The following is a 12,409-nucleotide window of genomic DNA, read 5'->3' on the forward strand; positions in this document are numbered from 1 at the left end:
TTCCTGATAGGTTGACAATACACAAAATCCAGTCAATCCTTAATCTAAACGAACAATTTTTTCTGATACGATATTCCGAAAACCGAAGTTGAATGTCAAAAAGTAACTCCGATGGCATACAACGTTTATGTGTAAGGAACGTTACGTGTTTGTGTGCGAGGATTTTCCGAAGGAAAATCGGATGCAAGCAAGCAAAGCAACGACCAAACGGTTGAACTAAAATAAGCAATGTTTTTTACACGGTGTTGTGTACAGTACTTTTTTAAGTCATCCATTGTTCATATTCAACTATAACTGTCCAAATTCCATATACTTTTTTTAAAAAATATGTTTGTCCATAGGCGCTTCCAGGATATTTCGAATATGAAATAGAAATAACACAATGTTCAAATTTAGAATCGAATATGGGTTGACTTAATAAAATTATTGAATGTCTTTTTCCAGACTTATTAAATATGCTTTTAGCATCTTTTAAAGTCAAACATTTTTCACTTTTAATAAAGTCAGAAGCATAATTTAATTCTTTGATTAATTCTGGATTCCAAATTCCGTCAACACTTTCTAATGCATTTTTTTCAAGTTCGTCTAAAATATTTTCGGGTACTTTAATTCCAGTTTGCTCTTTAAAACTATTTTGGTCAAAAAAGGTTTTTATTTTTTCACAACGCAGATAAATATCCAAAGATCCTCGTCCAATTTCATTGTCAATAATTTTTTGAAAAATATCAAATTCCGAACTATTTTGAGAAAAACTCAAAGTTGAAATTAGTAGTAAAAGTATATTTATAGTTCGATTCATCGTATTGTACACAACGGTCTTGTGTATGGCTCGTTGCGGGAAATCAGCTATGATTTTCCGCCGTAACCGAAAGATAGCAAATTGCAATGAATTCCGATTAGGAATTCAGCCGCAATGAGCTATACACGTTGTTGTGCATAGTATTTTATTCAGTTTTTGGTTTGTAATAAAATCGGAAGTTTTCAAAAGGCGTTCCCTCAACAGCTTTTCCAGCTGGAATAAGAGTTATGCTTTCAGCTTTTAAATCCGCTACTTTTCCATTTAATTCTCCGTCGTCACGTTTCGTATATATTATTTTTTCATCGCTATTATATTCCCACGTTCCAGTCATATAAGTTTCATCCACATTGTAAAGAAGATATTCTCCATTCCGTTTAAATTTGTAGTCATTACTTGGTGATTTTGGAAGCCCACTTATTTTCTCTCCGTTAACCATTCCATAATCCAATTCCCAACGTTGGAAAAGTTCTTTTGGTAATTCAGAATTTGAGTCAGATTTCACGTTTTTATTTATTCCGCAAGAGTATGCTGAAATCACAATTCCTATCAATATTATTGTTCTCAATGTGGTGTTTCTCATATTATGCACAACGTGTTTGTGTATGATTAGTTGCGGGAAATTCGTTAGAATTTTTCGATGAACTAATATAATGAATTCTGTAATTAGATGGTTTTCTTAACCAACTTGCCTAGCAATTAATTATACACGTTGTTGTAGCACGTTATTTGTACTCATATTTATTCCTCCAAATATTTTCACTTTTCTAACACCTTTTAAATATATAAACTCAAGAATCAATAAAGAAAGAGATGATAATACAAAAATTAGCGATTAATTATTGTTGTACTGCCTTATTACAGCTTTTGCATTTTCATTTTTCGGATTTAATTTTAATGACTTTTCATACATTTTTATTGCCTCCGATTCTTTCCCATCTCTAATTAAAGCTTCACCAAGGCTGTCAAATGCATTTGAATTCTTCGGAAAAAGCATAGTTGCAAACTTAAAAAAGTTTATAGCTTCCTTGGTTTTGTTGTATTCTAAGTATAAGTAGCCCATAGTGTTTAACTCATCAATTTTTAACTTTTCGTTATTAGGATTACTCTTAAGTAATTTATCATATTTTTCAATAGTAGATTCGAACTTACCATCAAGTATGTTGGTTGTTAACTTAGATAAATTAGGTTTAAATAGTTCTTCTGGTTCTAAACCAACAGCTATATTTCCTAATTTATTGTAAATCAAGGAAGTGTTTATTGGTGCTTTGTTTGAAAGACCAATAACTACTGTTTTGGCCTCTAAAAAAATCCCAATTGTAGCTCTATAACCAGGACAACTCCCACCATGCATTAAAAACTGACCACTTGACGTTTGGTTATTTAGATTTGATGAATAATTCCAAGTCACCCAACCACTAAACGTTGAATAACCTTTTGTTTTTAAATATAACTTTCGTGTTTCATTAGAAATTAAGCTACCCCTAAGAACCTCTTTAGCAAACAATAATAAGTCATGTGCACTTGAATACATAGAACCAGCTGCAAATACGTGCGACTTATTTTCGTGTGAACTTTTGAATAATTCTTCACCTATTGCATTGTAGCCATTTGCCAAATCTGTAATTATGTGCCCTTCAATTTCATGTCCTGTATTTTTTAATTTTAATGGTTTAAAAATCAATTGACTCATTGCTTCATTAAAATTCTTCTTTGTTACTTTTTCAATAATTCTACCCAACAGGCTAAAACCAACATTTGAATAAGAACTTCTTTTACCTGGTGTAGACTGTAAATTTGTTGAATTTAAAATAGTGATGAATTCTTCTTCTGTATAATTTTCATGAAATGATTTAGAAGATATATTATCAATATCTCTTATCAAACCACTAGAATGACTGAGTAAATGTTTAATGGTTATTTTTTCACTAAGTTCTCTTTTAAGTAGAGGGAAATATTTTTCTATAGATTCATTAAAATCTATCTCTTTGTTATCTGCTAGAATAAAAATAGCATAAGAAACAAACATTTTACTTATTGATGCAATTCGAAACTTGGTATCGATTTTATTTTTAACACTATGTTCCATATTGGCATACCCATAAGCTTTTTCGAGTAAAACTGAAGTATCATCTGCTACTAAAAAGACTCCACTATAATCTAATGAATCTTTAAATTTCTCTGCTAAATCATTAAGGTCTTGTTTTCTATTGTCTTGCGCATATAGAGAGATACTAATCATAATTATTATTAATGAAAGTACATGATATTTTTTCATCTTTAGTTGTTTTTGTTGTAAAGACTACAAAATTTTGAAATTGTTACAGTTTAAAAGGTTCTGAATACCGTCTAGTTACTTTGTCATTTTTGCACATAATGTTTAAAATTATGTAGCCTTTATTCAGTACGGTTCAATATGTGCTACAACGGTTTTGTATAAGATTAGTTGCGTGGTTTAGCAACGAATTTAGCAAATACAAACCGAATAGAAAATCCGCGAGGATTTTCGTAAGTAGGCTCGTACCAAGCAATTAATTTTATACGTTGTTAGCCACTGGTTTTATTCAGTTCTACATATTTTTTTACTTTCGGAATTTTCAAATAATCTTCGTCATCCAAATACTGACATATTTGATAAGAGTTAATTTCAGTCAATCTTTCCAACAGTTTTAATTCCTCTTTTTTATTTAACTTTTCTGACCAAATAAATTCAAAAAGTCCTTCTGCTAACTTTTGCTCAGCATTAGCATTTTTTTCGGTTTTTAATTGTTCAATTATCTTTTCAATTCCTAGTTTCAATATGTTTAGGTCAAAATCCGCAATGTCAAATTCAAGAAAATCACATAGAATTGCAGAAGCAAATTCTCTTGTTTTTTCCTCTGACGCTTGAATATCTCTTATTAACCGTTTAAAAAAATCAGTTTTTGAGATTTTTTCTCCAAAAGAAAGTTGGTTTTCAGTTATTCGCTCAATAGTATTTTCTTTATCAAAACTGACAGAATATTTTTCCACCATATTTTCAGAACTCCAACTATTCAGTTCAAGAGTAATTCCTGTCTTTTCGGAATTCAATAATTTACATTTATGTCCGATGAATGTTTCTTTCATTGCAGTTTGTTCAACTTGTGGCTAACGGTTTTGGCTATGGTTTCGTTACGGAATGGTACGCGAGTATCATTCCGCCGTTACCATAAATTTAGCAAAAAGGCTTGAAATTCCGATTAGGAATTTCAGCCGTAATGAACTATAGCCGTTGTTGTGCGTAGTTTTTTAATGCATTTCCTGTTCATTTTCTACTTTAAACAACTCTAATTCTATTTTCTTTTTTATTTCCGATTCCATTTCTTTTTTACAACCTAACAGCATTGGTGCTTCTTCTGCTGTTGTTAGACACCATTCCAAATTTTCTGAAAAAAGACACGTATCTAATTGAAATCCAAAGATTTCTTGAAGTTCAAAATACTTTCCTAAATCAACATCAATATATTCTTTTTCTAAATCAGTATGGTAATTATATTCTTCAGAATCATAAATTAATAGATTCAGTTTTGTGTTTTCCGATAGCCTTTTTAAAGAATCCTTTAGTTTGGATAAACTTAAATTATCTAAAAAAGAAGTTCCCGGTGTTTCGGGAATCAGATTTGTTGTTTTATGCGAATATGGAACATTAAATCGGTCTGCCAATTTTTTTATTGAAATAGGCTTATACAGTTTTTCATCTTTTAGTAAGACATTAAATTCTTGCTCAATTTTTACTCGTTTATTTATTTCCGCCAAAGTTTCGTTTTTCAAAGGGTATTTGTCAAACGGAAAATTCTCGATTATTCCATAATCCCAATGCACTATAAATTTCGATTCAAAAAATTCAGGCACGTAGTGTTTTGCAAAATTCCAATTTTCAGAATTTCGGCTGTTATAAAACTGGATTAAATCGTTAAAAATGTTCATTCTCAAATTACGCACAACGTTGATGTATATGGAAAGTTGCGTGTTTGCGTGCGAGGATTTTCCGAAGGAAAATCAGAAGCTAGCAAACGAGCAACTAACATTGGTTTAGCTAAAACTAGCAATTTTTTATATACTGTGTTGGCAATAGTATTTTTTATTCAGTTAGATTTTCCGTTATAGGTTTCAGAGTTTCAATTGTCGGCATTTCTGTAATTTCAAATTCTCCGTCTATTGAATAAAATTCCAATTCAGTCGGCATTAGGTCAGTTCCGAATACAGATATTCCAATCAATTCTCCGTTTTTACCTTTTCCAGCGTAATCTATTATTAAATTCCCGTTTTGAACTTCCGAGTCAAATGTTTTTCCAAATATTATAGTCGGACATTTTCCGCAACCACATCTCGCAATAACTTTCAGATTTCCGATTGAATTAGTCCATTCCGATTTTTCTTTTCCAAACAGATAGGTCAGAAATTCAATTTCGGATTTTGTCAATTCTCTTTTATCTGGAATGCTATATTTCATTAATCAAATTGTTCATTTCGTTTTCCGAAAAGATGTGCCAAAATAGTGGGTACAATAATTACAATTATTAAAATCAGATAATTATTAAGTCCAATATTCGCTAAATAGCAGAATAAAGAGATTGTTCCCAAAACATATAATATTGTCAAAATTCTATTTGTCAGATTTACTTTTGATTTTAAATCCGTTATTTTTTTTAAAATCCGATGTTCTTTTTGGAAGTGCAAGTAATGAATTCCGAAAACAACTCCTGCAATAATATAAACTTGAGTTTCTTTCAACTCTTTTAATTCAATATTCAGTAAAACTGAAATTGAAAGTAGATTTAAAAAGAATAAAGAAGAAAGACAAAACAGAGTCGACCATTCAGGAATAGATTTATTAGTTCTCGAAAGTGATAAATAAATATTCAGGTAAATTAATTCGTAAAAGTTCATTAAGATTTCGATTTTCTCAAATTATTGCCAACGGTCTCGGCTATGAGTAGTTGCGTGGTTTAGCACTAAACTTTGCAAGTACACACCAAACTGAAAATCCGCAAGGATTTTCAGAAGTAGGCGAGAACGAGCAATTACTTATAGCCATTGTTGTGTGCAGTTTTTATTTCAGTCGTTTTTTTATATCCATTCTCTGATGTAAAATTCTAACGATTTCTACAATTTCATTTTCGACCTTTCTGTAAAAAATCAGATGCGATTTGATTTTCGTTATTCGATAGTTTTTTCGGGTTTGTTCAGCCGGTTTTCCAATCAGATAGTTGTCCGCTATAAATTCAATCTCTCCGATTATCAAGTCGTAATATCTGTCGGCTTGTTCTTTAGACCATTTGTGAAAAGTATAAACCCAAATATCATTTAAATCATCAATCGCTTGTTTACTTATTCGGTATTGGTTTTTACTCATAAGTGTTTGCGATGTAATTCAGTCAGGTTTTGTTTTGGGTCAAAATTTTCAATAAAACCACTATTTTCTCCGACTTCGAGAGCTTTAATTAATTCTCTTTCTTTTTTTTCTTCGCGTTCCAGCAAACGTAATGCAGAACGAATAACTTCGCTTACCGAACCATATCTACCTGAATTTACTTCTTCTCTGATAAAATCCTCAAAATGATTTCCGAGTGATATTGATGTGTTTTTTCCCATTTTGACTATAATTTTATTCAAATATACCAAATCTTGGTAACGTAGCCAAATTGCACACAACGGTTTTGTATATGAAAAGTAGCGGATTTTAGGCACTAACTTTTCGGATTTTCACTGACCTTAAATTTATAAAATTCATTTCCGTTTAAGCACTAAAACCGCTATTTTTTATATACGTTGTTGTGTTTTCGTACTTTTTTCCGCAAACTTGCTAGCGTTGGCAAAGACATACTCTTTTGCAATTTTTGGCTGTGTAGTGGCTGTAGCGAATTGCAAATGTGTATGGCTTTTAGCGTTGGCTTATTTCAGATATATTTCGTCTTTCACATAACTTGCGTTTAACCAAAAACAATGCTTTGTATATTCAGTCAATCCTGTTAATTTATCTGCGACAGGTAATTCATAAGTATCTGCTGCATTTCTTGCGTGTGGTCTAACGTGACTTATCCTGTTTTCAGTTTTCTTTGGAAAATAAGTTTTTCTTACACCTTTTTCAGTTACTTCTTTTACGATTTCTCCACTTGCAACTGTCTTTACCATTTCTTGCCAAACATTTTTGGCTTCAGCAATATCAGAGTAGGGCATATTCCAAAATTTCACTTTTCTTAAAATCAGATTTTCTCCCTCAAATTGATAAAACACAAAGAAAAATTTGCTTTCCAAAATGTTCTTAAAATCTGAATCTTCCCAATCTGTTTCTACAAGTTCTTGATATTCAAATGTTGGAAACGAAATGTCTTCTTTTGGTAAATCATTTTCTTTAAGTCGGATAGTTTTTACTTGAATATCGGCTTTTTCAAATTCCTCAATTTTTTGACCGAGTTGAAGTCCAAGAATTGCATTTGTAAGATTTGCAAAATAGCTTTTGGCATTTTGATTTAATTCTAAACCCAATTCTTTTTCTATTTGTTCTGCTGATTTGCCATAAAATGGATGAAATTTTAAAATTACTATTTCCTCAATTGAGCGAACTTTGTCTAAAATTTCAGGTCGTTCAATTATTTTTCCATAAACCGCAGTTTCTTCTTGAGCAATGTTTGCAATTATGTGATTTACATATCCTTGTTTTAAAGAATATGCTCTTTGTTTTGCTTGTTCATTATTAAATGGTTGATCTCTAAACGATTTAAAAGCAGTTGAGCCTTTTGTACAAGCTCCAAGATAGAATGTGTCTCCTTTTGATAATTCGTGAGCTTTTCCGTCTTTAATTTTTTGATTTATTAACTCCCAATCTTGTTTAATAATTTTTAAGTCTTCGTTTGGATATTGCCAACCGTCAACTAATTTTATTAAATAATCGAGTAAATCTAAATCTCTATCGTGAAGATAAAATACCAAAAGTAAATGTGCATTTTTCTTCCAAAACGAACTTGTTTCAAATTCTTCTTTATGAACTTCTAAATAGTTGATTATGTTTAAGACTAGCCTTTCTTTTGATAATTATTTGGGCGTTACCTAAAGGTCGGGCTTTTCGTTCCAATCTTTTTTTGAAGAAAAATCAAAAAAAGGATTTCCTCTGCAATCCCTAACGCAAAAGAACATTTGAATGATACATATTGTCGGTTGTTCAAAGCATACAATTAGTATAGTTTCGACCTATGATAAATAAATTTCTTTTAAAAGAATTTGGTGATAGAATACGCTACTTAAGAACTCAAGAAAACTTAAGTCAAGAGCAACTATCACACAAAACTGGATTTCACAGAACTTATATTGGAATGATAGAAAGAGCTGAACGAAATATTTCGCTTACCAATATGGCGATTTTTGCCAAAGCTTTCAATTTAACTCTTGACGAACTTTTAAAGTTTGACAATGCAAAAGAGCTACTTAAAAAATACGAACTAAAAACTGAAGATTAATGTCAAGAAAACATTCATTTAAATTGACATTATCAAATAATGTTACAGAAAAACAAGGGATAAATTATCTAATTGAAGAACAAACAGGCTTTTTCAAAATCGATAAAGAAATGAAAAGAGAGCTTTTAGACAGAGTTAATATTCCGCATAATTTTTTACAATCTTTTGATATGGTTTACATTCCAAAATTGAAAGGAATTGCATTTGAAAAAGATTACATAGAAACTCATCTTGACGAGATTTTATTTATAGAATTAAAGACAACTAAAAAATATCTTCCTGAAAACCCAAAAGGGTTCTTTTTTGGTGCAACAGAAAATGAATTTAATTTTGGAAAACTATTAGGTGATAGATTTAGATTTTGTTTCGTTTGTCTAAATGAAAAGTCACCTTCTTATGTGATGTTAACCATTGAAGAGTTAGAAAAAATAATTAGAAATAAAAGAATCCAATTTCAAATTAATTTATAGAAAGGTCAATTTCGAAATTTGATTTTTCAAACTCAATTAAGGCTTCGGATTTTGAATACTTAAAAGCATCAATAAATTCTACTTTTTGGTTTATATCGAAAAAGTAATATTCCTTTTCTTTTTTGTACAACAGCCAAGTAGAATTAATGAATCCATTTCTTTTGGAAAGTTGGAAACCGATATATTTACTTTCGACATCTAATTTTTCTAGTATTTCTTTAATTTTCATTGAATCTCTTTTTGCGTTAGGGATTGAAGCAATTGTTTGAGCTCTTTTTGAGACGATAGGAACAAAAAAGCGAGTGCGGAAAGCCCGACCTTTAGGTAACGCCTAAATCATTTAAACTTTGTAGCATAACTGCAAAATCACGACCTCTTTGTTTTGCAGGCGATTTTAAAAGTCTGTCAACATTTTCTAAAAACAGATATTTTGGTTTGTTCTTTTTGTTTTCTAAAATTTTATGAATTGACCACCAAAGAACACCTTTTTTACCTTTTAAACCTTTAGAATTTTGCAAAGTTGTAGCAACTGAATAATCTTGACAAGGAAAACCGCCAACTAATAAATCGTGATCTGGAATTTCTTCTACATTTCTTGTTACTACTTTGTTTATATCTTCGTTAGAATGATTTTCTTTTCCAAATCGAGCTTCATAAACCTTTGAAGCGTGTTGAATTTTAGTTGAAGGTTCCCATTGATTGCTCCAAACTACTTCATAATTAGTTTTTTCAAGTCCAAGACGAAATCCTCCAACTCCTGCAAATAATTCTGCAACTTTCATTTTCTTATTTCCCATTTTCTTGAGCTTTATAATAGTTAATTTTTTCTTCTGCCACTTTTAGAATCTCGGAAGTTGATTCCGTATATTTTAATTCGTCTGCAATTTTTTCAGAGTACCAATTTATTATTAATTCACTTTCGGGAAGTCCGTAAAACTTTGCAAGTCTTACGATTTGTTCCATTGTCGGTTTTCTTTCGTTTTTCTCGAATTTGCTAATGAGAGATTGGTCAATATCTACTTCAGCCGCAACTTTTCGCAGAATCAATTCTTTTTCCTCTCTAGCACATTTTAAAGTGTCGCCTAATGTTTTCATTGGTCAAAATAGTTTTAGACAAATATTGTCCAAATTTATAAAAACATTTTGGATTTCCAAGATTTAATTCGGATTATTTCGAGCGTTGGAAAATTTTAGCTCTTTTGGTTTTTAGAGCGTTGGAAATTAGCGTTGGCAAAAACCAAAAGTGCTAAAATATGCGGCTGGTAGTATGAAACACAACGGTCTAGTGTAAGAATAGTGCGTAGTTTGAGTGCGAGGATTTTCCGAAGGAAAATCAGATGCAGCAAACAAGCACTAACCTTTAGTTTTAGGAATAAACTTACGCATTATTTTTATACATTGTTGTAAACAGTTTTTATTCTATTTTTTTGACAAGCAAATTCAATCCAGTTTCTTCAATATGAAAAACAGGCTCTTCATTACTGCTTTCTATTTTAATGAGCATTATTGAATTTCCAATCCCAATCGTTTGTGTGGAACTATTAAATCTCCATTTAACCTCTTCATTGAGAACTTCATTTATCATCATTTTGTATAGTTCCGTCTCATTAGTTGTAGTCAATTCAAAATCATGATTTGATTTAAAAATGAATGTGCATTTTTCGAAAGCATCAACAATAGGCTTGAATTGAGCTTCTGTCGGTTTGTCAATCATTTTTACGACAGTCCATTTGCCGATTAACTCCGATTCTGATTTGATTTGTCCGAAGGAGATAAAATTAATTGTAAGGGCTAATATAAAAATTGGTAATCTATTCATTAATGTGATTTTAAATTGTTTACAACGGTTTTGTACATGATTGCGTTGCGTAAATTAAGACAAAAGATATGAAAAAAAGAAACAAATTAAGACAAGGCGAGGATTTTCCGAAGGATAAATCCGAAGCAATGAATTATGTACGTTGTTGGCACACGTTTTTTAGTCCGTTGCGATTTTTAAATCCGTTCAATTATCTGAATCGGGATAATTTTTGGGCTGTAATGTGTCATGTTCATTTAGCTTTGATAATATATCTACTTGTTTCTTCATATAATCAAATTTCAAGTTTAGAGAGTCAAAATCACGACTTAACTCTTGAAAATCAGATTTTGAAACAGGCGGAAAAAATCTATTTGATAAAGCTAAAATCGATAAAGGAATGAAGAAAGATAGATATATTTTTTGGTATAAAGTCAAAGGAGTTTTTTTGAGTGATTTCTCAAACTTTACATACCCTTTTTTAAAGTCTTTTAGCTCGATACCTTTTTCGTCGAGCAATAAGATATGTCCTTGGCTGACTTTAAACAACTTTTTTTTAATTCCGAAAATCTCTATTTCGTCTGCTAAATCCAATCGTTCAGATTTTTTCATTGATTCAGTCCGAAATATTTTACTAAAGTCTAAAAATTCGTTGGTAGTGAAATCTTGGAAGGGGTCTTTTATAAAATCATTAACCAATTCATCAACGTACTTAATTACAATTTTTTCGTCCATGCGTTTGAGTGAGTTCAAATGTGTGCCAACGGTCTCGGCTATGAGTAGTTGCGTGGTTTAGCACTTAACTTTGCAAGTACACACCGAACTGAAAATCCGCAAGGATTTTCAGAAGTAGGCGAGAACAAGCAATTACTTATAGCCATTGTTGGCAGCTGCCTTTTTCTATTTAAATAATTTTATTGTATAATCAAATAATTCAGTTTTGCCCCATTTTCCGTGTCCTGGAATCACAATTTTGGCATTGGGATATTTCTGTTTAACTTTTACTACCGTTTTTGACCATTCTTTAATGTTGGCATCTCCTAAATATCCTTTGCTCGCTCCAACTTCCTTAATCAAACATCCGCCAAAAACTGCATTGTCATTTGGAAAATAACCTATGATGTTGTCTTTTGTATGGCCTTCACCAAAGTATTCTGCATAAATTTTCTTGTTTCCAATATCTAATGTGAGGCTATCAGTAAAATCTTTAATTGGTTGAGAGAACTTTTGATCATTTTCTTTTAATAATTCAATAGTTTGTTTAGAAGCATAAGTTGGTATATTATGTTCTTCAAATTCTGCTAATCCACCAACACAATCGTTATGAAAATGAGTTGGGATAAGAGCTATTATTTTACATTTTAGTTCTTTAGTCACGAAATTGATTAATTCTACCGAACTTTTGTTGTCCGTTGGAGTGTCAAAAAGAACACTTTCGTTTTCATTTATAACTAACATACCATTACAGGCAACTTTTCCAAAATCGTCCGTATTTAAATAGGAAATATGTTCATAAATATGATTTGATAATTTTTTAATTATTAGATTATCTGTTTGATAAACTATCAAGCTGTCGATTAAAGATTCGTTTGTTGTTTCGTTATTGGTTTTTTCATTTGCCTGATTTTGTTTAGAAGTTGATTCCTTACACGAAATAAAGGTCAAACCCAAAAGAAGAGTGAATACTAATAATATTTTCATATTTAATTTTGTTTTTATTTACGAATTGCTTTTAGGTTGCTGCCAACGGTTACGAGCATGAAATTTAGCGGTCATATAACCGCTATTTTCAGACTCGGTATTTGCCTTAAAAATAAGACAAATAGTTTAATTAGACCTATCCCAGCTATGTTTTATGCGCGTTGTT

At 31.0% G+C, this 12,409-nt stretch carries 16 protein-coding genes and 2 pseudogenes; 2 read left to right on the forward strand and 16 right to left on the reverse strand.

Annotation, left to right across the window (positions count from 1 at the left end):
• Positions 1–262 precede the first annotated feature (262 nt).
• The 10 genes and pseudogenes from E5167_RS15055 to E5167_RS15105 form a co-directional block, all read right to left on the reverse strand.
• A complete protein-coding gene (locus tag E5167_RS15055; protein WP_136844993.1) occupies positions 263–757 on the reverse strand; it encodes a hypothetical protein in 495 nt (164 codons plus the stop codon).
• 187 nt (positions 758–944) lie between these two features.
• Positions 945–1,301: a hypothetical protein gene (locus E5167_RS15060; protein WP_136844994.1), complete on the reverse strand. Its 357-nt coding sequence runs from the start codon at positions 1,299–1,301 to the stop codon at positions 945–947.
• A 330-nt stretch (positions 1,302–1,631) separates the two neighbouring features.
• The gene (locus E5167_RS15065; protein ID WP_136844995.1) at positions 1,632–3,074 is read right to left on the reverse strand and encodes a serine hydrolase domain-containing protein; all 1,443 of its coding nucleotides are present in this window, start codon (positions 3,072–3,074) and stop codon (positions 1,632–1,634) included.
• A gap of 269 nt (positions 3,075–3,343) precedes the next feature.
• Complete coding sequence (locus tag E5167_RS15070) at positions 3,344–3,904, reverse strand: hypothetical protein (RefSeq protein ID WP_136844996.1); 561 nt, start codon at positions 3,902–3,904, stop codon at positions 3,344–3,346.
• Positions 3,905–4,066: 162 nt separating this feature from the next.
• Positions 4,067–4,744 carry a hypothetical protein gene (locus E5167_RS15075; protein ID WP_136844997.1) on the reverse strand — a complete coding sequence of 226 codons (678 nt, stop codon included), beginning with the start codon at positions 4,742–4,744 and terminating at the stop codon, positions 4,067–4,069.
• 154 nt (positions 4,745–4,898) lie between these two features.
• Positions 4,899–5,270 carry a hypothetical protein gene (locus tag E5167_RS15085; protein ID WP_089376956.1) on the reverse strand — a complete coding sequence of 124 codons (372 nt, stop codon included), beginning with the start codon at positions 5,268–5,270 and terminating at the stop codon, positions 4,899–4,901.
• Positions 5,270–5,707 carry a hypothetical protein gene (locus tag E5167_RS15090; RefSeq protein WP_136844998.1) on the reverse strand — a complete coding sequence of 146 codons (438 nt, stop codon included), beginning with the start codon at positions 5,705–5,707 and terminating at the stop codon, positions 5,270–5,272. Before E5167_RS15090 ends, E5167_RS15085 begins: the two co-directional genes overlap by 1 nt.
• Before the next feature lie 163 nt (positions 5,708–5,870).
• Positions 5,871–6,173 (reverse strand): type II toxin-antitoxin system RelE/ParE family toxin, encoded by a 303-nt coding sequence (locus E5167_RS15095; RefSeq protein WP_136844999.1) that lies wholly within the window; start codon positions 6,171–6,173, stop codon positions 5,871–5,873.
• The gene (locus tag E5167_RS15100) at positions 6,170–6,412 is read right to left on the reverse strand and encodes a type II toxin-antitoxin system ParD family antitoxin (RefSeq protein WP_047414192.1); all 243 of its coding nucleotides are present in this window, start codon (positions 6,410–6,412) and stop codon (positions 6,170–6,172) included. Before E5167_RS15100 ends, E5167_RS15095 begins: the two co-directional genes overlap by 4 nt.
• A 300-nt stretch (positions 6,413–6,712) precedes the next feature.
• Positions 6,713–7,837, reverse strand: a pseudogene (locus tag E5167_RS15105) (Sau3AI family type II restriction endonuclease); the annotation flags it as partial.
• Positions 7,838–8,010: 173 nt separating this feature from the next.
• On the opposite strand from E5167_RS15105, the gene E5167_RS15110 reads away from it, so the two are divergent.
• Both E5167_RS15110 and E5167_RS15115 read left to right on the forward strand, forming a co-directional pair.
• Positions 8,011–8,274: a helix-turn-helix domain-containing protein gene (locus tag E5167_RS15110; protein ID WP_136845000.1), complete on the forward strand. Its 264-nt coding sequence runs from the start codon at positions 8,011–8,013 to the stop codon at positions 8,272–8,274.
• Positions 8,274–8,744, forward strand: a complete 471-nt coding sequence (locus tag E5167_RS15115; RefSeq protein ID WP_136845001.1) for a hypothetical protein — start codon at positions 8,274–8,276, stop codon at positions 8,742–8,744. The genes E5167_RS15110 and E5167_RS15115 overlap by 1 nt, the downstream gene beginning before the upstream one ends.
• Here E5167_RS15115 and E5167_RS15120 read toward each other — a convergent pair.
• The 6 genes and pseudogenes from E5167_RS15120 to bla form a co-directional block, all read right to left on the reverse strand.
• A complete protein-coding gene (locus tag E5167_RS15120; protein WP_136845002.1) occupies positions 8,734–8,973 on the reverse strand; it encodes a hypothetical protein in 240 nt (79 codons plus the stop codon). The two genes, E5167_RS15115 and E5167_RS15120, sit on opposite strands and share 11 nt — an antisense overlap.
• Positions 8,974–9,073: 100 nt before the next feature.
• A pseudogene (locus tag E5167_RS15125) lies at positions 9,074–9,541 on the reverse strand (DNA cytosine methyltransferase); the annotation flags it as partial.
• Positions 9,531–9,839: a helix-turn-helix domain-containing protein gene (locus E5167_RS15130; RefSeq protein ID WP_136845003.1), complete on the reverse strand. Its 309-nt coding sequence runs from the start codon at positions 9,837–9,839 to the stop codon at positions 9,531–9,533. The pseudogene E5167_RS15125 and the gene E5167_RS15130, both read right to left, overlap by 11 nt.
• Before the next feature lie 319 nt (positions 9,840–10,158).
• The gene (locus tag E5167_RS15135; protein WP_136845004.1) at positions 10,159–10,563 is read right to left on the reverse strand and encodes a hypothetical protein; all 405 of its coding nucleotides are present in this window, start codon (positions 10,561–10,563) and stop codon (positions 10,159–10,161) included.
• A gap of 186 nt (positions 10,564–10,749) precedes the next feature.
• A complete protein-coding gene (locus E5167_RS15140; protein ID WP_136845005.1) occupies positions 10,750–11,277 on the reverse strand; it encodes a hypothetical protein in 528 nt (175 codons plus the stop codon).
• Between the two features lie 165 nt (positions 11,278–11,442).
• A complete protein-coding gene (gene bla, locus E5167_RS15145) occupies positions 11,443–12,243 on the reverse strand; it encodes a subclass B1 metallo-beta-lactamase (protein ID WP_136845006.1) in 801 nt (266 codons plus the stop codon).
• Between the last annotated feature and the right edge of the window lie 166 nt (positions 12,244–12,409).

It is taken from the genome of Pontimicrobium aquaticum (genome assembly GCF_005047595.1).
Classification (GTDB): Bacteria; Bacteroidota; Bacteroidia; order Flavobacteriales; family Flavobacteriaceae; genus Pontimicrobium; species Pontimicrobium aquaticum.

What these genes read in the sequence shown, in the direction of transcription:
- E5167_RS15120 (WP_136845002.1), bottom strand. Translation starts at nt 8,973, where the DNA reads ATGAAAATTAAAGAAATACTAGAAAAATTAGATGTCGAAAGTAAATAT.
- E5167_RS15140 (WP_136845005.1), bottom strand. Translation starts at nt 11,277, where the DNA reads ATGGACGAAAAAATTGTAATTAAGTACGTTGATGAATTGGTTAATGAT.
- E5167_RS15070 (WP_136844996.1), bottom strand. Translation starts at nt 3,904, where the DNA reads ATGAAAGAAACATTCATCGGACATAAATGTAAATTATTGAATTCCGAA.
- E5167_RS15130 (WP_136845003.1), bottom strand. Translation starts at nt 9,839, where the DNA reads ATGAAAACATTAGGCGACACTTTAAAATGTGCTAGAGAGGAAAAAGAA.
- E5167_RS15110 (WP_136845000.1), top strand. Translation starts at nt 8,011, where the DNA reads ATGATAAATAAATTTCTTTTAAAAGAATTTGGTGATAGAATACGCTAC.
- E5167_RS15115 (WP_136845001.1), top strand. Translation starts at nt 8,274, where the DNA reads ATGTCAAGAAAACATTCATTTAAATTGACATTATCAAATAATGTTACA.
- E5167_RS15085 (WP_089376956.1), bottom strand. Translation starts at nt 5,270, where the DNA reads ATGAAATATAGCATTCCAGATAAAAGAGAATTGACAAAATCCGAAATT.
- bla (WP_136845006.1), bottom strand. Translation starts at nt 12,243, where the DNA reads ATGAAAATATTATTAGTATTCACTCTTCTTTTGGGTTTGACCTTTATT.
- E5167_RS15075 (WP_136844997.1), bottom strand. Translation starts at nt 4,744, where the DNA reads ATGAACATTTTTAACGATTTAATCCAGTTTTATAACAGCCGAAATTCT.
- E5167_RS15135 (WP_136845004.1), bottom strand. Translation starts at nt 10,563, where the DNA reads ATGAATAGATTACCAATTTTTATATTAGCCCTTACAATTAATTTTATC.
- E5167_RS15065 (WP_136844995.1), bottom strand. Translation starts at nt 3,074, where the DNA reads ATGAAAAAATATCATGTACTTTCATTAATAATAATTATGATTAGTATC.
- E5167_RS15090 (WP_136844998.1), bottom strand. Translation starts at nt 5,707, where the DNA reads ATGAACTTTTACGAATTAATTTACCTGAATATTTATTTATCACTTTCG.
- E5167_RS15100 (WP_047414192.1), bottom strand. Translation starts at nt 6,412, where the DNA reads ATGGGAAAAAACACATCAATATCACTCGGAAATCATTTTGAGGATTTT.
- E5167_RS15095 (WP_136844999.1), bottom strand. Translation starts at nt 6,173, where the DNA reads ATGAGTAAAAACCAATACCGAATAAGTAAACAAGCGATTGATGATTTA.